General features: G+C 69.2%; 15 protein-coding genes and 1 tRNA gene. 5 read left to right on the forward strand and 11 right to left on the reverse strand.

Features of this window, described 5'->3' with window-relative positions; genetic code table 11:
• Positions 1-26: 26 nt before the first annotated feature.
• From M8542_RS14740 to M8542_RS14760, 5 genes are all read right to left on the reverse strand, one after another.
• Positions 27-1,436: a sensor histidine kinase gene (locus M8542_RS14740; RefSeq protein WP_257920708.1), complete on the reverse strand. Its 1,410-nt coding sequence runs from the start codon at positions 1,434-1,436 to the stop codon at positions 27-29.
• Entirely contained in the window at positions 1,433-2,125 is a 693-nt protein-coding gene (locus tag M8542_RS14745) for a response regulator transcription factor (protein WP_257920709.1), read from the reverse strand. Before M8542_RS14745 ends, M8542_RS14740 begins: the two co-directional genes overlap by 4 nt.
• Before the next feature lie 68 nt (positions 2,126-2,193).
• Positions 2,194-2,802, reverse strand: a complete 609-nt coding sequence (locus M8542_RS14750) for a trimeric intracellular cation channel family protein (protein ID WP_257920710.1) — start codon at positions 2,800-2,802, stop codon at positions 2,194-2,196.
• Positions 2,803-3,456 (reverse strand): response regulator, encoded by a 654-nt coding sequence (locus M8542_RS14755; RefSeq protein ID WP_003087851.1) that lies wholly within the window; start codon positions 3,454-3,456, stop codon positions 2,803-2,805.
• A 208-nt stretch (positions 3,457-3,664) separates the two neighbouring features.
• Positions 3,665-5,638, reverse strand: a complete 1,974-nt coding sequence (locus M8542_RS14760; RefSeq protein ID WP_257920711.1) for a hypothetical protein — start codon at positions 5,636-5,638, stop codon at positions 3,665-3,667.
• Positions 5,639-5,777: 139 nt separating this feature from the next.
• On the opposite strand from M8542_RS14760, the gene M8542_RS14765 reads away from it, so the two are divergent.
• A tRNA-Arg gene (locus tag M8542_RS14765) sits at positions 5,778-5,853 on the forward strand.
• Positions 5,854-5,856: 3 nt separating this feature from the next.
• Here M8542_RS14765 and M8542_RS14770 read toward each other — a convergent pair.
• The 4 genes from M8542_RS14770 to M8542_RS14785 are packed head-to-tail and all read right to left on the reverse strand — an operon-like array spanning position 5,857 to position 8,140.
• Positions 5,857-6,234 (reverse strand): hypothetical protein, encoded by a 378-nt coding sequence (locus tag M8542_RS14770; protein WP_257920712.1) that lies wholly within the window; start codon positions 6,232-6,234, stop codon positions 5,857-5,859.
• 3 nt (positions 6,235-6,237) lie between these two features.
• Positions 6,238-7,455 carry a WXG100 family type VII secretion target gene (locus tag M8542_RS14775; protein WP_257920713.1) on the reverse strand — a complete coding sequence of 406 codons (1,218 nt, stop codon included), beginning with the start codon at positions 7,453-7,455 and terminating at the stop codon, positions 6,238-6,240.
• Positions 7,455-7,778 (reverse strand): hypothetical protein, encoded by a 324-nt coding sequence (locus M8542_RS14780; RefSeq protein WP_257920714.1) that lies wholly within the window; start codon positions 7,776-7,778, stop codon positions 7,455-7,457. Before M8542_RS14780 ends, M8542_RS14775 begins: the two co-directional genes overlap by 1 nt.
• Positions 7,775-8,140, reverse strand: coding sequence for a hypothetical protein (locus M8542_RS14785; protein WP_257920715.1), 366 nt, complete (start codon positions 8,138-8,140; stop codon positions 7,775-7,777). Before M8542_RS14785 ends, M8542_RS14780 begins: the two co-directional genes overlap by 4 nt.
• Before the next feature lie 98 nt (positions 8,141-8,238).
• On the opposite strand from M8542_RS14785, the gene M8542_RS14790 reads away from it, so the two are divergent.
• From M8542_RS14790 to M8542_RS14805, 4 genes are all read left to right on the forward strand, one after another.
• Entirely contained in the window at positions 8,239-9,435 is a 1,197-nt protein-coding gene (locus tag M8542_RS14790; RefSeq protein WP_257920716.1) for a TIGR02679 family protein, read from the forward strand.
• Between the two features lie 80 nt (positions 9,436-9,515).
• Complete coding sequence (locus tag M8542_RS14795; RefSeq protein WP_257920717.1) at positions 9,516-11,054, forward strand: TIGR02677 family protein; 1,539 nt, start codon at positions 9,516-9,518, stop codon at positions 11,052-11,054.
• Positions 11,051-12,295 (forward strand): TIGR02678 family protein, encoded by a 1,245-nt coding sequence (locus M8542_RS14800; RefSeq protein ID WP_257920718.1) that lies wholly within the window; start codon positions 11,051-11,053, stop codon positions 12,293-12,295. Before M8542_RS14795 ends, M8542_RS14800 begins: the two co-directional genes overlap by 4 nt.
• Positions 12,292-16,329, forward strand: coding sequence for a TIGR02680 family protein (locus tag M8542_RS14805; RefSeq protein WP_257920719.1), 4,038 nt, complete (start codon positions 12,292-12,294; stop codon positions 16,327-16,329). The genes M8542_RS14800 and M8542_RS14805 overlap by 4 nt, the downstream gene beginning before the upstream one ends.
• Before the next feature lie 3 nt (positions 16,330-16,332).
• Here the strand turns inward: M8542_RS14805 and M8542_RS14810 are convergent, their stop codons facing one another.
• On the reverse strand, positions 16,333-17,535 hold the full coding sequence (locus M8542_RS14810) for an amidohydrolase family protein (RefSeq protein ID WP_257920720.1): 1,203 nt from the start codon (positions 17,533-17,535) through the stop codon (positions 16,333-16,335).
• 10 nt (positions 17,536-17,545) lie between these two features.
• Positions 17,546-18,043, reverse strand: a complete 498-nt coding sequence (locus M8542_RS14815; RefSeq protein WP_257920721.1) for a GlcG/HbpS family heme-binding protein — start codon at positions 18,041-18,043, stop codon at positions 17,546-17,548.
• Between the last annotated feature and the right edge of the window lie 106 nt (positions 18,044-18,149).

Below are 18,149 nucleotides of genomic sequence, written 5' to 3' on the forward strand. Positions count from 1 at the left end.
CGACCGGACCGCGTCCCGGAAACGGCTCAGCCGGGCGCCCCCGGCAGCCGGATCGTCATCAGCGCGCCGCCCTCGGGCGCCCGCGCGGCGTACACCGCCCCGCCGTGCCGCTCCGCCGCGTGCTTCACGATCGCCAGGCCGAGCCCCGAGCCGGGCAGCGTCCGCGCCTCCGACGAGCGGTAGAAGCGGTCGAACACCTTCGGCAGGTCCTCCTCGGCGATGCCCGGGCCCTCGTCGGCGACCTCGACCACGGCGGTGCCGTCGCCGAGCGGGTAGAGCCGCACCCAGACCGTCGACTCCGGCGGCGAGAACTTCACCGCGTTGTCGAGCAGGTTCAAGATCGCGCGCTCGATCGAGCTGTTGTCCCCGGTGAGCACCCACGGCTGCAGCGAGACGTCGAAGTTGATCTCGCCCGCGCGCCGGCGCGCCCGGTCCAGCGCGCGCTCGACGACGTCCAGCAGCTCGACGCGCTCGAAGCGCTCACGCGGCTCGTCCTGGCGGGCGAGCTCGACGAGGTCACCGATCAGCTGGGTCAGCTCGTCGAGCTGACCGCTGATGTCGGCGACGATGTCGACGCGGTCCTCGTCTCGCAGCGGCGGCGCGCCCGGCTTGCTCGCGGCGAGCAGCAGCTCGAGGTTGGTGCGCAGCGACGTCAACGGCGTCCGCAGCTCGTGGCCGGCGTCGGCGACCAGCTGGCGCTGGCGTTCCTGCGAGTCCGCGACCGTGCCGAGCATGGTGTTGAAGCTCGTGGTGAGGCGCGCGAGCTCGTCGTCGCCGCTGACCGGGATCGGCCGCAGGTCGCCGGTCTTGGCGACGCGCTCGGCGGCCGAGGTCAGCCGGTCGACCGGGCGCAGGCCGGCCCGCGCGACCGCGGTGCCCGCCGCGGCGGCGACCAGGATGCCGGCGCCGCCGATCAGGAACAGCACCAGCGCGAGCTCGTTGAGCGTGCGCTTGGTCGGCCCCATCGACTGGGCGAGCACGATGGCCTCGCCGTGCCCGGTCGGCAGCGCGACCACGCGGCTGTCGGTGCGGAAGTCCGTGCGCAGGGACTCCGCCGAGTCGCCGTTCGCGACGTTCAGCTCGTCCTGCCCGAACGGCGGCGCGGAGCTCGACAGCGGGTACGTCATCACGGCGTGCGCGACGTCGGGCGCGGCGTTGAGCTGCCCGATCTGCAGGTCCGCGCTGGCCAGGAACGCCCCGGGGACCTGCCGCAGCTCGGTCTGCACCTGCGGCGAGTCGGCGGCGGCCTGGGCGCGGGCCAGCAGGCTGTCGTCGAGCTGCTGGTAGAGGTTGCTGCGCACGACCATGTACGCGCCGAGCGACACCAGCGCGACGGCGCCGGCGACACAGGCGGCGGCGAGCAGCGTCACCCGGCCGCGCAGCGAGAACCGGCGCGTCCCCCAGCGCGTGCCGCGGGGGTCGCCGGGCTCGATCACGGCGGGGTTTCCCTCAGGACGTAGCCCACTCCCCGCACCGTGTGGATCAGCCTCGGCTCCCCCTCGGCTTCCGTCTTGCGGCGCAAGTAGCCGACGTAGACCTCCAGCGCGTTGCCCGACGTCGGGAAGTCGTAACCCCATACTTCCTCCAGGATCCGGCCCCGCGTGAGGACGTGCTTCGGGTAGGAAAGGAACAGTTCGAGCAGCGCGAACTCGGTCCGCGTCAGGCTGATTTCGCGGCCGCCGCGGCGGACCTCGCGCGTGCCCGGGTCGAGCGTCAGGTCCGCGAAGGACAGGACCTCCGAGGCCTGGCCGTTCGGTCCCTCCGGGACGGCGCGGCGCAGCAGCGCCCGCAGCCGGGCGAGCAGTTCCTCGAGCGCGAACGGCTTCGGCAGGTAGTCGTCGGCGCCGGCGTCCAGCCCGGACACCCGGTCGGAGACCGTGTCGCGGGCGGTGAGCACGAGGATCGGCAGGTCGTCGCCGGTGCTGCGGAGGCGGCGGGCCACCTCCAGGCCGTCGAGGCGCGGCATCATGACGTCGAGGACCATGGCGTCCGGCCGGTCGGCGATGATCGCTTCCAGCGCCTGCGCACCGTCGCTCGCCAGCTCGACCTGGTAGCCGTTGAACTCCAGGGACCGCCGAAGCGACTCACGGACGGCGCGGTCGTCGTCCACCACAAGGATGCGCATGGCGACAGTTTTACTCAGCGTGCTGAGACCCGCCTAAGAACACACACAGAACACACAAAGAGATTCGGTCACTCCGGCGCTCTCGGGAGCGGCGCGTTCCAGTGCCGCCAGAGCGCGACCATCCTGATGGAGACCACGCCCGCGGCGGCGACCACGGTGACGGGCCCGGCCGGCAGTCGCAGAGCGTGACCGACGGCGACGAGCACCGACCCGGCCAGCGCGGCCACGGCGTAGATCTCCTTCCGCAGGACGAGCGGGATTTCCCGGAGCAGGAGATCGCGCACGGCGCCGCCGCCGATCCCGGTGGTCATGCCGATCAGGCACGCGGCGTAGACGGTCGCGCCGGCGTTGAGCGCGATGGTGGTGCCAGCGGTGGCGAAGACGCCGAGGCCGAGCGCGTCGGCGAGCAGCACGCCCCGCCGCAGCCGCGCGACCTGCGGGTGGAAGACGAAGACGACGAGGGCGGTCGCGGCGCAGACGGCGAGGTAGGGCCAGTTCCGCAGCGTGGTCGGCGGGTGGATGCCGAGCAGGACGTCCCGGATGACACCGCCGCCGAGCGCGGTGGTGAGCCCGAGGACGACGACGCCGAAGACGTCGAGCCGCGCCCGCACGGCGGCGAGCGCCCCGGACGCCGCGAAGGCGACGAGCCCGAGGAACTCCAGCGCCGTGAGCAGCATTTACTGGTCGAGCAGGCCACCGCGGTAGGCCAGCAGAGCGGCCTGCACCCGGTTCGCCGCGCCGATCTTGGAGAGCACGGCGGAGACGTACCCCTTGACGGTGGCCTCGGAGAGGTGCAGCCGGCCGCCGATCTCGGCGTTGGACAGCCCCTGGCCGATGAGCGCGACGACCTCGCGTTCGCGTTCGGACAGTGAGGCGAGCAGCTTCCGCGCGGGCTGAGCGGCGCGCTGTTCGTCCCGGTGCGACTGAACCATCCGCGCGGCAACACCGGGGTCGAGGACGGCGCCGCCCCTGGCCAGGTCCCGGACCGCGCGCAGGAGCGCCGCCGGATCGATGTCCTTGAGGAGGAAGCCGTTGGCGCCGAGCCTGAGCGCGAGGCTGACGTATTCGTCGATGTCGAAGGTGGTCAGCATGGCGACGGTGGGCGGGTCGGGCAGGGCGAGGATGGCCCGCAGCGCCCGGATGCCGTCGTCGGGAGCCCTCATCTTGATGTCGAGCAAGGCGACATCCGGGTGGTACCGCCGGGCGACCTCGACCGCGGATCTGCCGTCGCTCGCCTCGCCCACGATCTCGATGTCCTGGGCCCCGGACATCATCGCGCGCAACCCCGAGCGCACCAGTTCCTCGTCGTCGGCGAACATGAGCTTGATCAACGAAGCCCTCCGCAACAGCCAGTAGGAGGCGGCTCCCCGCGTCCCGTTAACGAAGGTTACCTACTGTTGTTCAGCAGTTCGAAACCAGACACGACCGGGTGGCGGGCTGGTCCGTCCAGGTCAGGTGCGGTGGCCCGTCCGGGTGGGTGTACTAGAGCTGTTGGGCGCGGGTAAGAACCACTCACCTGGGTGAATACGAGAGTCTGGTTCAGCGGCGGCGCTTCTTGGTCTTCCCCTTGTTGCCGCGGGATCGGGCCAACCCACCCAGTGGGTGTGCGGCGAGGACGGGCCGAACCTGTTCGAGCACTTCGGCCAGCTCCGCGAGCCCGACCCGGTCCGGGTGACCCGACGCGGGGAGCGCTTCCGCGAGGTGCGCGCGTTCGCCGGCCGGTATCTCGGCCAGCGTCGAAGCCGTCGCTTCCGGCCCGGCGGACTCGAGCAGCCCGAGGAACTGTTCGGCCAGGCAGAGCAGGCTTTCGAGTGGTTCGAGGCCTTCGGGGGCCAGCTCGCCACGCTCGACCAGCAACTGCGTCGCGATCGGACCCAAGGCCGAGTCGATGCGCAGGCCGTGGAGCACCGCGTCGCCGTCGGGCAGGGAGCAGGTGAGGATTTCGAGCATGACCGACGCCCGCGTGCGGAACGGGCACGCGCGGACGGCGTCCAGCAGCAGGGGCAGCCCCGCCTCCCGGCCACCGTGCGCGGCCAGCCAGCCGCCGATCTCCGCCGCGGCCTCCTCTTCGCTGAAGTGCTCCGCGACCACGCCCAGCACGCCGGCCGGACCGGCGGCGGCAAGCTCACCGACGACCGGCACGAACCGGCCTTCACGCCGCAGCCGTTCCCGGACCGCGTAGGTCGCCAGTGGCGTCAGGGCAACCAGGTCGACGGACGGCGCGTCGAGCGCGGCCCGCAGCCGGTCCTGGACGTCCGGCGGGAGCTCGGGGTTCTCCGGCACCAAGTCCATGCTGAAAATCGGATCGGCCGGCCCGGAGGTCAGCTCGACCGCGCCGAACTCGGCCAGCGTGGTCAACAGTTCGCCGAACTCGGCCGCGAACCCCTCCCGCCAGATCGGCACGATCGACGGTCCGATGTCGACCAGCTCGGCACAGGCGAGCCAGGCGCTCTCGGCGAGCCGCACCACGGGGATCGGCTCCGGCATGCCGTAGACCGTGTTGAGCACGTCCGGCAGGACGAAGTCCAGGCAGTCGTCGAGCAGCAAGGCATAGCTGCTCTCCTTGGTCGTCAGCCCTCGCTCGGGGAGAGCGTCGAACGCCGTCGTCCACAACGCGAGAGCGTCCTTCACCAGCGGCGCCACCTTCGCCACGCGAACCAGCTTGCCCTTGATGACCCGCACGATCCGGGCGCGCTTCGCGAGTTCGAACAGGATGGCGAGGTTCGGCAGGTCGGCGCTGCTGCGGACGTCGAGGTCGTCACCGGTGTCCAGCAGCGCCACGAGCTCGCGGGCGTCGGCGAGCTTCAGGACGCCGGTGCCGGTCAACGTCCGCCCGTCACCGACCCACTCGACGAACTTCCGCAGCTTGACGACGAGTGAGGAGCGCTCCGCGGCGGCCGCGAGTTCTGGCTCCGCGGGCAGGGAGACGGGCAGCTGCGGAAGCGCCCGCACGGTCTGCTCAAGAGCCTGCCGAGCAGCGATTTCCGCGACGAGTTCGGCGTCGTAGGGGTGTTTGCCGTCCCGCACGTCGGCGAGAAAGGCGTTCAGCGCGTCCGAGTCCTCCCGGTCGACACCGTGCCGGACGGCGGTCATGACCCAGTACTTGCCGACACCGAAGTTGCGTTCATCAGCCATCGCGCCGGGGAACTCGGCGGCCGCCTTCACGGCCGCCCCCTCGAGATCCGCCAGCGGCTCGCCCATCGGGTCGGCCAGTTCGGTCTCGTGCAGGTAGCGCAGGAAGAGCCGGAAGGTTTCGGGAACGAGAACGGCTTCGTCAGCGGTGGCCGAGATCGTGCGCGGCACGCACGTGAGCAGGAAGTCCCGGACGAGCGGGGTGGTCCAGTAGGCAAGCCGCCCATCGATCGAGGTGTGCCGGAACTCGAGCGCCGAGATCACGGCAAAGGGGTCGATTTCGCGGTCTTGGGTGGCGGCCCAGGTGGTGAAACGGCGGACCAGGAGGTCCTGACCTGCCGCGTAGCCCTCGTAGTCGTCCTCGTCGTAGTAAGTACGCACTCCGGTCCCGTCCTGTCGGCTGCCGACGAAGGTACCGACGGAGTCGCCCTGGCCCTGCAGGGGCCACGCCGTCGTGTCCCCCGCGGTGGACCGCCCGCGGAGCTTGCCACCGGTCAGGTAACCTGTCCGAGGTACGCAAGCCCTCGTAGCTCAGGGGATAGAGCACCGCTCTCCTAAAGCGGGTGTCGCAGGTTCGAATCCTGCCGGGGGCACCAGCATCACTTTCCAGCGAATTCGAGCCGTGGCGCCATCGTCGAATAGACCCGGACGTAGCCCCAGTCTCCGGAGATTTCGTAGTGGTCGCCGTTCTGGCGGAGGTCGTCGATGTTGCCGAGGTCTTCTTCGCCGGTCGCGTCGCGCGAAGCGTGGGACGACCGGGTGATCCACTCGATCTTCGTCGCCTCCGAGATGGTCAGTACCGCGTCCGCGTAGCAGTACTGTTCGCCCGTTCGCGGTTCGTGGTAGCGCGGGTGCGCCTCGGTCAGTACTGCTTCGAGCCGGAAGGACAGCGAGGTGGGTGTCTCGTCGATGGCGAGGACGAAACTGTCTTCGAGGTAGACGTTCGCGAGGTCGGGGAAGCCGGTGTAGTTCGTCATCGGTCAGTGGTCCCAGGTGATCGGCGTGTGGTTTCCCAGGCTCTTCCTCGAGACCGGGTTGCCTTGCGGGTCGATGCGGATCCCCTCCTCGTTGCGCAGCTCGACATGGGGGTTCTCGCTTCCCGGGGCGCGGCCGCTGCCCTCCTTGAGGGTCATTCGGATGATGCCGTTCTCGTCGACGTATTTCGGTGGCCCGCTCGGAGTCTGCTGCTTCGTCCATCCCCTCGATTCGGCGTAGCGCGCCAGATCGGATGCCTTCGGCGGCGCGCCCTGGTCGAAGTATTCCCTGAGCGCGGCCTTCACCGGCGGTAGCTTCGGCCCGGGCGGTTCGGCTTTCTCCCCCGCGCGAGCGCCTTTGAGCAGCTTGCCTGCCACGCCGCCGATGAGCAGGCCCCCGATGATCTGACCGGTGGCCCGGCCCGGGTGATCGGCCCAGTCGTCCCAAGCGATCAGCTTCTTGCCGAAGTCCACGGGGTGGGTGACGTTGTCCCACGCCGCCGAAGCGATGTCGGTCAGGCCCTCGTGGTCGGGGTTGCCCGGGTCTCCGATGGCGTAGACGAGGTTCCACACACCTTCGCCGGCCCCCTTGAACGCGTTCCAAGTACCTTCGCCGAGGTCGGCGAAGAAGCCGCCGACGTCGTCGAGCCAGTCCGACGCGGTGGGCGCGCCGCCCGCCTCCTCCGAGACTGTCTCGGTGGTCCGGCCACCGGCTTCGGTGAGTTGTTGCCGAGCACGGTTGAGCATGTCGCGCGCCGCCTGCCGGTCTGCTTCGCCGGGATCCGAGAACGGCGCGACCGTCACCCGCGTGGGATCGCCGTTCGCCGCGTGCTGCTGGTTCTGGGTTTCGGCCTCGGTGACATCGCGGTCGTATCGGGTCTTCGCCTCGGCCGTCGCGGCTTGGCCTTGGTTCCACAACAGAATGGCGTCGCCCGCCTGGCCCTGCGCCCAGCGGAGCGTCTGCGCGTATCCGTTCAATGCCTCAGCGACCGCGTCGAACGAGTCGGAAGCGGCCATCCATTTGGCGGGTTCGTAACTGAACTTGTCGTGGAACCGGGTCGCGGCCGGCCCGGCCCACGAGCCCGTGTCGATCCGGCGGAGGCTGTCACCCGCCTGGCCAGTGCCGCGAGCCCTGCCTTGGAGAACACGAGCGTTCTCCTCGATCGCAGCCGGATCGCCGGGAACGAGGGCGCGCGAATCGCCGGTCTCTCCGAGTTCGGCCATCAGTCACCGATCGCCGCGGTTCCCGGGTCCGCGGGCAGTCTGCGCGCGCTCGCCTCGTCGATTCCGCGGTAGGCGTCGGAGGTGCGCTTCAGGCAGTCACCGATCATGCCGGCGTCCTCGACCAGGGTGTCCAGCCCCGCGCTCCATCGCGCGCAGTAGTCCGCGAGCGCACTGTGCACACCGGCGTGACCGTAGAGTCCGGCATCGCCGCACAGGCCACGCAACTCGAACGTCTCCTGGTCGTGGACGCTTTGGGCGATTCCTTCGGCCGCGTTGTCGAGAACATCGACGTCGACGTGGAAGCCAGGTCCATCCACGCTCATCCGGCTTCCTCTCGACGCCGGGCCCCGACCAGGACCGCAAATCGATGCCGGTCATCAGGATCGAGCATCACGCCGATTCCGGGCGGCAGCTGGCCGAGGAGATCGGCGCCGGTGGTCGCATAGACGTCGCAGTCTCCGGCGTGCGCCGCGAGCCGCTGCGGCGTGGAGAAGACGAACGTCCACCGCCCGCGGCCGTCGACGTCGACTGTCTCGACTCCGGGATGCGCCGGCCGACGGCCGTAAATCGTGGCCCGAGCGAATACTGAGCCGAAGTCGTGTAGGCCTCGGCTACCAGCCAGGACATCTTTCGCGCAGGCCACCAGAGCGGGTTCACTGCCCGGTTCCCCGACCTGCCCCTCCATAGCCAAGAGCGTACAGCTCGCTGCGAAGAGTAACGTTCAGCGGATCGGGCGATGTCGGGCTCACGCCGAGGTGATCCACTCCGTACCCTGGAACCATCGTGGAACTGTCGCCAGCCTTGATGCCACTCTGGCAGGCCGCGCACTCGCGGCTGTCGACCGGTAAGCCGGTCAGCCGGGTCAAGGTGGGGCCGCTCGACTTCCGCCAGCGAACGGCCCTCGCGGATCTGCTCGGCTCCGCGCGGCTGCCAGGCGAGCACTTCGACATCAGCCTGACGAAGCTCGATGAGGTGCTGGTGGAGCGCACCGGCCGGGACACCCGCCAGATCGTCACGGAGCTGATCGGCCCGGTCGGCGACCGGGCAGCCGAGCGTCGCCGAGCTGCCGAACAGCGGACGGAACTGTGGACATGGCTCGCGGATCACCCAGTCGTCGCGGCGCAGCCGGTGTTGACCGACTGGGTGGCCGGTGTCCGGCGGGCCGGGCTCATCGCGGGATCGATCGCCACCACGAAGGCGGAGCTCGACAAGGTCCTCAAGGTGCTCGCCGAGTTACCTGCCGCCGGTCGCCCTCTCCCGAACTTCGCCGATGAGGTACTCGGCGACACACACGCTCTCGATGAGGGCAGACGCTGCACGAGCCTTGTCATGAAGGCTCTGGTTGCCATCTACGACGTCCCGACCCCGGCCGATGCGCCGGAGCGACGCGCCCTGTGGGAACGTGCCGGGATCACCGACGACCAGCTCTCGTCAACCGTGCTGGCCGCCGGACTACGCGCACAAGGTGGTGCAGCCGGCGGGATCCTCGCCCTCTGTGCCGACGCCGGGTTGGCCGCGACGCTGACCCTGCAGCAGCTCCGAGCCACCGCACGACTGACCGGAACTCCTCCGGACGTGTGGATCTTCGAGAACCCCAGCGTGCTCGCCGTGGCCCTCGACCGGTTCGGGCGGCGGTGCCCACCGCTCGTCTGTACTTCGGGCTGGCCGAGCAGCGCCGGCATCCTGCTGCTCAAGCAGTTGCGCGCGGCCGGTTCGACGCTGTACTACCACGGCGACTTCGACGGCGAAGGGCTCAGGATCGCCGCGAACGTCGTCGCGAGGTGCGGCGCTCTGCCGTGGCGGATGACCAGTTCCGACTACCTGGCCGCCGTGGCCGATGGCCCCCCGGTCGGCCGGATCACCGAAGCCCCTTGGGACGCCGACCTGGCCAAGAAACTCAGCGAGACCGGGCGGACCGTTCCGGAGGAGCGGCTGGCGCTGGTCCTTCTGGATGAAATCGCCCGGCGGACAACAACGTGACAAACCGTGGTCACCGAACCAGCGCGCCGCAAATTGTCGGTGCTGTCCGTTAGCTTGGTCATCGACCACCGGGAGGCAGCATGGATCCGATCCGTGTCCCGCCCGAAATGTTCCGCTTCACCAGCGGGGATCGGGCCGGGCTCGACGTCTCGATCCTGCACGCCTTTGGCGAGGCGAACGAACGGCTCGAGACCGCGCTGAGCCTCGACGACGTCCGAGCCTGGCTGCGCTCCACCGGCTGGCTCGAAGCGATCGATGACGAAGAGCTGACCAAGCGCTTGAAGCAGCTCTGCGAGTGGAACCTCGTCGACGTCGTCCAGAACCACTCCGAAAACTACCGGACAGCGGGTGAATACGAGCGGCGCAACCTGCAGTACTCCTTTACACGCCAAGGCGAAGCCGCGTTCGCCGGTGTTGTGCACGCGATGAGCGTCCTCGCCGCGACCGGCGCGCTGCAGACCGCGGTGCTCGACGCGATCGCCGACCGGCTCGGGGATCTGGTCCGGGAGCTGGAACGCGGGACCAACCGGCGGATCTTCACGGCGTTGCTCGAACTCGAGGCGCACCTGGAAGCGTTGCGCAGCAACACGAAACAATTCAACGGAGAGCTGCAGCGGCTCCTGCGTGCCGACGGCGCGAACCTCACGACGTTCCACGAGGTCAAGGCGAGCACGGTGGCCTACCTCCAGGAGTTCCTCGCCAACCTCGAGCACCGAGTGCACACGATCGCGACCCGGATCCAGGAGATCGAGGACCACGGCGTGGGTTTGATGCAACTCCGCGCGTTGACCGGAGCCGATCTTCCGCAGCTCACCGCCGGCGACCCCGGACCCGCGTGGCTCGCCCATCGGCGTGCGAAGTGGGAAGGCTTGCGCGCGTGGTTCCTCCCGGCCGACGGCGCCCAGCCACGAGTGGAACAGCTGCACATCGTGGCGCGCAAAGCGATCATCACCCTGCTCCAGGTCCTGGACCGGATCACGGAGTCGCGCCGGAGAGCGAGCAGCGCCGTCTCCGACTTCCGCGAGCTCGCCCGGTGGTTCACCGTGGTCCCCGCTCAGGACGACCTCCATCGGCTGTGGTCGACCGTCTTCGGGTTGAGCTCCGCTCGGCACGCCCACCTGGCTCACTCCGACCCCGAGCTGATCAGCTCGACCGCCTCGTGGTCGGACGCCCCGCCGGTCGAAGTCTCGCCTTTGCTCAGGACCAGCGGACGCACCGAGCGGTTCAGCCGGACCGGGAAGGTGCGCGACGTCGCAGCCGTCCGCGCGGCGCGAGAAGAGCAAGCACGCGCGGAGCGAGCAGAGCTGGAAGCCGCTTGGGACATGCTGGACACCGGCGGCGCCGTTCGGCTGTCCTCGTTCGGTCCCCTCGACCACGGCGTCTTCGAACGGCTGCTCGACCTGCTGGGGCGTGCGCTCAGCGCCGCGCCCGGCCGCGGTGGCGACCGGCGGAGCATGACCTCCGACGGGCGAATCGAGATCGTTCTCCGGGTGCCGCGAGATGGCTCGACAGCCACGCTGACCACCCCGCGTGGAGAGTTCCGCGGGCCCGACTACGAGGTCGAAGTAAGGACAGCCGGACAGCGGCCCGTGCGACGAACCGCCGGGGGCCGGTCGTGACCAGGCTCGACAACCAGCTGGTCACCGCCGAGCGCGAAGAGGTCGCGCACGGCATCCGGCGTCTGCTGGCAACTCCGCTGATCACCGAACGAAGCCAGCCGGAAAGCTTCGACCTGGTGAGACGGCGCCGGGACCCGATCCGGCAGTGGTTCGAGTACTACTGCGGATGGTCCCTGACCGTCGAACCACGGCTCGGCTACGCCCGGCTGGTCAAAGTGCGAACCGTCACGGACCCGACCCGGCCCGCCCGGCGCCCACGGTCCGGACGTGCTGCGTTCGACCGTCGCAGGTACGCCCTGTTGTGCGTCGTCGCGGCCGAACTGCTCGCCGGTCCGGTGACCACGATCGGCCTGCTGGCCGACCGGGTCGGCCGGGCAACGGCCGCCGACGACGTGGTGCCGGGCTTCGACACCGCGAAACGAAGCGAACGCATGGCGTTCGTGGACGTTCTGCGCTTGCTCGAGTCCTACGGTGTTGTCGAGGTCGTCGACGGGACAACCGAAGCCTTCGTCGACTCTGCGGAAGCGAAAGTGCTGTACCGGATCGACGCGACCCTGTTGCTCAGGCTCCTCGCCGCACCCGTCGGAGCGTCGCAGCTGGCGGTGCCGGTCGACGACGTGGCGCTGCGCTTCGACGAGCTGCTCGTCGCCGTTTCACGCGAACGACGTTACGGCTTGGCCTCGGGCGCCCATGACGAAACCGCCACCCACTCGGACGTCCAGCGGAACCTGTGGTTGCGACATTCGGTGTTCCGCCGGCTCGTTGACGATCCGGTGCTCTACATCGACGACCTCAGAGCCGACGAAATCGCTTACCTGTCCTCACCGACCGGGCGGCAGTTGCTGCGCCGTGCCGCGGACCAAGCGGGTTTCGTCCTGGAAGAACGAGCCGAAGGAATCCTCTTCGTCGACTCGGACGGGATCGCATCCGACAGTCGCTTCCCCGATGACGCGAGCAGCGCCAAGGTGGCCGCGTTGCTGTTGCTCGAATCGCTGACCGGGCCGGCCACCGTGGAACAGCTGGAGATCGCGGCTGCCGGACTGCTCGACCGCTTCCCGCGCTGGGCGAAGACCTACCGAGACGGCGACGGTCCGCGCCAGCTCGCTTCCGACGCCATCGCAGTCCTCACTTCGTTCGGCCTTGCCCAGCAGGAAGGCGGTCTGGTCCGGCCGCTGCCGGCAGCGGCGCGCTACGCCGTGGGTGACGCCCGGACCACCGAATCCGGAGAGGGCACGTCGTGACGGTGACCGAACTCCCCCACCACACCGTGGCGGACTCCGCGACGAAGCCGGCACGCTGGGTGCCGAGCCGCGCCGGGATCCTCAACGTCTGGCGCTACTACGACGAGGTGTTCGACTTCCACGAAGGGCGGTTGCTGCTGCGCGGCCCCAATGGGAGCGGGAAGTCGAAGGCGTTGGAACTCCTGCTGCCGTTCCTGTTCGACGCGAGCCTGCGCGCCAACCGGCTCTCGACGTTCGGCACCAGCGAGCGCACCATGCACTGGAACCTGATGGGGGAAGGCACCACCGGCACCACCAGGGTCGGCTACGTCTGGCTCGAGTTCCGGTTCCCCGGAGAACCGGACCGGTGGTTCACCTGCGGCGCCCGGTTGCAGGCGAGTTCGCACACCACGACCGTGCACCCCGACTACTTCACCACCGGCCTTCGCATCGGCCCGGACGAGCTGTCCCTCGTCAACGAAGCGGGGCAGCCACTGACCAGGAGTGTGCTGGAAGAACGCCTCGGTGCCCACGGCGTGGTCCATGCGAACGCGAGCGACTACCGCGCCGACGTTCGGGCAACGCTGTTCCCCGGGTTGACCGAACAGCGCTTCGAGGCCCTGATCATGGCCCTGCTCCAGCTGCGCATGCCGAAGCTGTCGCAGCGGCTGGACCCCGCCATGCTGTCGAGTTTGCTGTCGCGCGCGTTGCCTCCGCTGGGGCAGCAAGAAATCGCCGACCTCGCCGAAGGTTTCGAGCGGCTCGACGCGCAGCGAGACCGGCTCAAGACTCTCGAGGAAGAAGTCCAGGCGACCAGGACCCTGGCCGCCCGTCAGCAAACCTATGCCCGGCGGGTGTTGCGGTCCCGCGCCGCGGACCTGATCTCGGCGACCACCGAGTTGGACCACTTGGCCAAGGCCGCCCGGGACTCGATCGAGCGCCACGACGCCACCGCGGCGCGGAAGGCAGAGGCCGAGCAACGAGCCGAGTCCCTGGCCGCGGAGATCAACACCACCGAAGCACGCAAGACCGGGCTCATGGAGAGCGAGGAGTACAAACAAGGGCAAGAGCTGGACCGGTTGCGCAGCCGGACGGCAACCGCACGATCCAGGGCCGATGGCCTCGGCCGGGATGCGGCGAACAAACGATCCGCGGCGGCGGAAGACGAAAAGGCTCGGCAGGCGGCCGCACAGACCGTTGCCCAGCAGACGGAAGCCGTTCGCGGCCAAGAGCTGGAGACACGCAACGCCGCGGCACGTGCCGGGTTGGTGAGCGTGCACGAAGAGGTTTCGTCTCGGCTTGAAGCCGAAACAAGCGCCGCTCGCGCGTTGCTCACCGGGGCGGTGCGAAGCAGGCGAGAACAACTCAGGGCAACGGAGAAAGCCCTCGAGGGGCATGAACGTGCCGTGGACCGGCGCACACAAGCCGAGACTGACCTGGAGACGGCCAGAACCAAGCTTTCCGAGGCGCAGGAGAAGCTCGCGGCGGCAGTCACTGTCCGCGAAACCGCCCTGGCCACGTTGAGCGATGAGCTGCGGGTCTGGATGGTCGGCTGTGGCGAGCTGAAGTTCCCGGAACCTGAAAGCCTGCTGGCCGTCTTGGAGTCGGAGCCGGCCGTGCTGGCGGCCGTCGACGCCGCTGTGACACCGGTTCTGGAGGACATCACCCGCCAGGAGACGACGGCCGACGCGGCGCTCGCCACGACTCGGCGCGAGCGCGACAAGCTGGTCGAAGCTCTCGAGCGGCTTCGCACGGAGCAGGACGTGCCACCGGGTGTACCCCTGACGCGGACGACCGACCGCGCCACCATGGCCGGCGCGCCGTTGTGGCGCCTTGTCGACTTTGCTGACGCGACGCCTTCACGCACGGCTGCCGGGGTCGAGGCCGCGCTCGAAGCCAGCGGGCTGCTGGACGCATGGATCGGGCCGCGCGGTGAGGTAGCCGGCCACGACGTCTTCGCGGACCCGGACGCGTTGCCGGCGGCTTCCGGGCGGTCACTCGGCGATGTCCTGGTCGCCGAACGCGACGGTGGTGTCGAGCCCGCGGTCGTCGAACGGCTGCTGAGGTCGATCGCCTTCGGTGACGAACTGCCCGTGGACGCGTCCGCGGCAATCGGTGCCGACGGCTCGTGGCGGCTGGGCTCCCTCAGTGGAAGCTGGGAGAAGGAGCACGCTTCCTACGTCGGCACACTCGCACGTCAACGCGCTCGGCAACGTCGTATCGACGAACTGACGACCTCGGTCGCGGAACACAACGCCATCTTGGCCTCCCTCGGCGAAGAACTGACTGCGCTGCGGACGCGCCGGGAAGTGATCGCACACGAACGGGCCGCCCGCCCCGGCCATGCCGAGGTGAACGTCGCGACCGAAACCGTGGTGCGACTCGAGTCGCAGCGTGCGGTGGCCGAGCAGTACGTCCGTGATCGAGTCGGCGATGTCACCGTGCGGGACCGGGAAGTGGCTCAGGCGCTCCACGAGCTGACCCGCATCGCCGCGGAGCACGGCGTTCCGACCGAGCGGACCGGTCTGGCGACCCTGGCCACGGCCGTTGGCTCATTCCACGACCGGGCCGAAGGCTGGCTGCAAGCGCACGGTGAGCTGGTCCGGTTCCGGCAGGTCGCCGACTCGGCGACCGAGCAGGCCCGGCGTTCGGCAGAGATCGCAACCGAGCGTGAGGAGGAAGCGGCGCAAGCAGCTTCCGAACACGAGCGGCTGGCCGCCACGCTCGAAGCGGTCGACAGCACTTTCGGCGTCGATTACCGCGAAGTCCTGGCGGAAATCGACGGCCTGCGAACGAAAGAAGAACGGCTGCACAAGGAGGAGCGCTCGGCCAGGCGCCTGGTCAATCAGCTCGCCGAGGAACTCGGCGGGCTGAAGGTGCAGCGCGAAACCGATGCCAAAGCCCACACGCTGGCCGGCACCCATCGCGACGCCACGGCGCACCGATTCCGGCGGCTCGCAACCGGTGTGTTCCCCGCGGACAGCGGGATCGACCTGGCCGCGTTCGACGCAACTCTTTCCGCATCAGAGGGCGTTCGTGCCGCGTTGGAAGCCGCCCGCCTGGTCGCGGCGGCCTGGCCGGCCGTCCCCCACTCGCCAGCGAACATCGGTGATGCGTTGCACCGGCTCGCCGAGTCCGTGCACTCCTGTCGCGAAACCTTGAAGTCGCGAGCGGACCTCGACCTCGAGACGGACGACGACGTGCAGGTCTTCACCGCGGTCGTGGACGGTGTCCGCATCGGTGCCACGGAGCTGTTGAACATCCTCCGGACGGAAGCCGATCAGAGCCGTGACGAGATCACCGAACGCGAGCGGCAGCTCTTCGACCAGACCCTGACCGGGGACACCCGGCGGCACCTGGCCGCGCGGATCAGGCAGGCGAACGAGCTCGTCGACGGCATGAACGCCCGGCTGGAACGCGTGCGGACGGCTTCCAAGGTCGCGGTCCGCCTGGTGTGGCAAGTGGCACCGGACCTGCCGACCGGCACAAAAGCGGCCCGCGACCTCCTGCTCAAAGACCCGGCCGGGTTGAACGATTCGGAACGGGAGTCGCTGCACCGGTTCTTCCGGGACCGCATTGAACAGGCCAAGGCGGACGACACCGCGACGAGCTGGGAGCAGCAGCTCGCCCAAGTCTTCGACTACACGGCTTGGCACCAGTTCGTGGTCAAGGTCGACCGGGACAACGGCGAGGGCTGGAAGCTGTTGACGCGCAAGCTGCACGGTGCGCTTTCCGGTGGCGAAAAGGCGATCGCGCTCCATCTCCCTCTCTTCGCCGCTGTCGCCGCGCACTACCAGGCTGCGCCCGAGGCGCCGCGCGTCATCCTGCTCGATGAGGTGTTCGTGGGGGTCGACGGCACGAACCGAGGGCAGGTTTTCGCCCTGCTGTCGGCGCTTGACCTTGACCTCATACTGACGTCGGACCACGAATGGTGTGTCTACTCGGAGCTGAGTGGCATCGGCATCCATCAGCTGATCACCGGCTCCGACGGGGACGATGCCGTCACCACCGCTCGATTCACGTGGGACGGCTACGAGTTGCTGACGGCCGACTGATCGTCAGGGTGTCACCACCTCGAGGCCGTCCGCCACCACCACTCCGTTGTGCAGCACCGTTCGATCGCGACCTCGGTCCATCACCGCGCTGGTCGGGGTCTCGCCGTCCACCAGCACCAGGTCCGCGCGGTCGCCCACCGCCAAACCCGGGCGGTCCGAGACGCCGGACAACCGCGGCACCGAGTGGCTCATGATCGACGCCCCGCCCATCGTGGCCACCGCCAAAGCCAGCTCGATGTGCGAGTCCAGCCGAAAGCCGCGTGTGAAGGCCAGCTGCCAAGTCCGGTCCAGCAGGTCGCAATTGCCGTACGGGCTCCAATAATCGCGCTGCCCGTCCTCGCCCAAGCCCACCCGGACGCCGGCCGAAACCAAGTCCAGAAGGGACAACTGGCCAGCAGCAGAGGGCGCAACAGTAGTCATCGCGATGTCCAATGCAGCGAAGTCGTCGATGACCCGGCGACTCACCGACTCCGAGATCGACCCCAAGTCATACGCATGCGACATCGTCACCCTGCCCCGCATGTCCAACGCCCGCACCCGCTCGATCACCAGATCCGTCGAGAACAAACCCAGGTGCCCCGGCTCGTGCAGGTGGATGTCGATCTCCGCCTGGTGTTTCTCCGCCAGTGCGAACACCGCGTCCAGGTGTCCCTTGGGGTCTCGATCGAGCGTGCACGGGTCGATGCCGCCGATCACCGTTGCGCCCGAACGCATTGCCGCGTCCAGCACGTCGTACGTGCCTGGCTCGCGAAGGATTCCCGCCTGGGCGAACGCCATCACCTGGACCTCGGCCTGAGCCGAGAACTTCTCCCGCGCCGCCAAGACCGCTTCCAGCTTTTCCAGACCACAGTCCAGGTCCACCTGGGCGTAACTGCGTACCCGGGTTGTCCCGTGGGCGATCATCCGGGACAGGGTGTCCGCCACTCGGGTAACCAAAGGCACCTCCGCGGACCGCCAGTTGGCGCGGTCGTTCTCCATCATCGCCACCACCCCCGGACCGCCCGTGTGGGGGCGGAACGGGAGGCCGATGCGCGTCGAATCGAGATGCACGTGGACGTCGCTGAACGCTGGGAACAGCAGGCGACCGCGGCCGTCGAGCGAAGGAGCAGCAGAAGGTGAATGCGGCCGGATCGAAGCGATTCGAGAACCGTCCAGCACCACATCGCTGCGGGGGCCGCCCCAGGGGCGGACGTCGCTGATCAACACCGGTGACACGTTACTTGCCCAGCGCGTCCACGCCGACCTGGGCGAACGACTCGTCCTGGGCCCCCGACGGCGCGCCCGCCACACCCACCGCCGCGATCGGGGTCGAACCGGCCGCGAACGGCACCGCGCCGGCCAGGAACAGCGTGCCGTCGATGTCCTTCAGGGTCGGGTTCTGCTGGAGGCGGCCCACCAGCTCCGACGTCTTCGCGTTCCACGACACCGCCGTGAACGCCTTCTGCTCCGCCGAGCTGTACGACTGCGGCCCGGCGCCGTCGCCGCGCAGGGTCACCACCGTGTTTCCGTCGCGGTCCACCACCGCCACCGACACGTGCTGGCCCGCCTTCGTCGCCGCGTCCAGGGCCGCGGACGCCGCCTTCTGCGCGGCGGCGATCGACAGGTGCGACGTCTGCACGAGGCGGCCGGACGAAGCGGCGGCCGGGACGGCGACCGCCGTGACCGCGGCGAGGCCGGCGATCGCGGCGGCGATGCGGGTGCGGGTCGAGATCATGTGAGACTCCTCAAGACGGGGTTGGCTGACTCAAGCTTCATCCCGCCGCGGGGCCGATCCGGTCGTCGTCCCGGCGGACAACCGGGTCATCCGATCGGCTGATGCG

The sequence above is a fragment of the Amycolatopsis iheyensis genome (assembly GCF_024703995.1).
Taxonomy (GTDB): domain Bacteria; phylum Actinomycetota; class Actinomycetes; order Mycobacteriales; family Pseudonocardiaceae; genus Amycolatopsis; species Amycolatopsis iheyensis.

Bases quoted from the DNA above. Each gene is read 5' to 3' on its own strand.
- M8542_RS14795 (WP_257920717.1), top strand. From the start codon at position 9,516: ATGGATCCGATCCGTGTCCCGCCCGAAATGTTCCGCTTCACCAGCGGG.
- M8542_RS14785 (WP_257920715.1), bottom strand. From the start codon at position 8,140: ATGGAGGGGCAGGTCGGGGAACCGGGCAGTGAACCCGCTCTGGTGGCC.
- M8542_RS14770 (WP_257920712.1), bottom strand. From the start codon at position 6,234: ATGACGAACTACACCGGCTTCCCCGACCTCGCGAACGTCTACCTCGAA.
- M8542_RS14775 (WP_257920713.1), bottom strand. From the start codon at position 7,455: ATGGCCGAACTCGGAGAGACCGGCGATTCGCGCGCCCTCGTTCCCGGC.
- M8542_RS14745 (WP_257920709.1), bottom strand. From the start codon at position 2,125: ATGCGCATCCTTGTGGTGGACGACGACCGCGCCGTCCGTGAGTCGCTT.
- M8542_RS14750 (WP_257920710.1), bottom strand. From the start codon at position 2,802: ATGCTGCTCACGGCGCTGGAGTTCCTCGGGCTCGTCGCCTTCGCGGCG.
- M8542_RS14780 (WP_257920714.1), bottom strand. From the start codon at position 7,778: ATGAGCGTGGATGGACCTGGCTTCCACGTCGACGTCGATGTTCTCGAC.
- M8542_RS14815 (WP_257920721.1), bottom strand. From the start codon at position 18,043: ATGATCTCGACCCGCACCCGCATCGCCGCCGCGATCGCCGGCCTCGCC.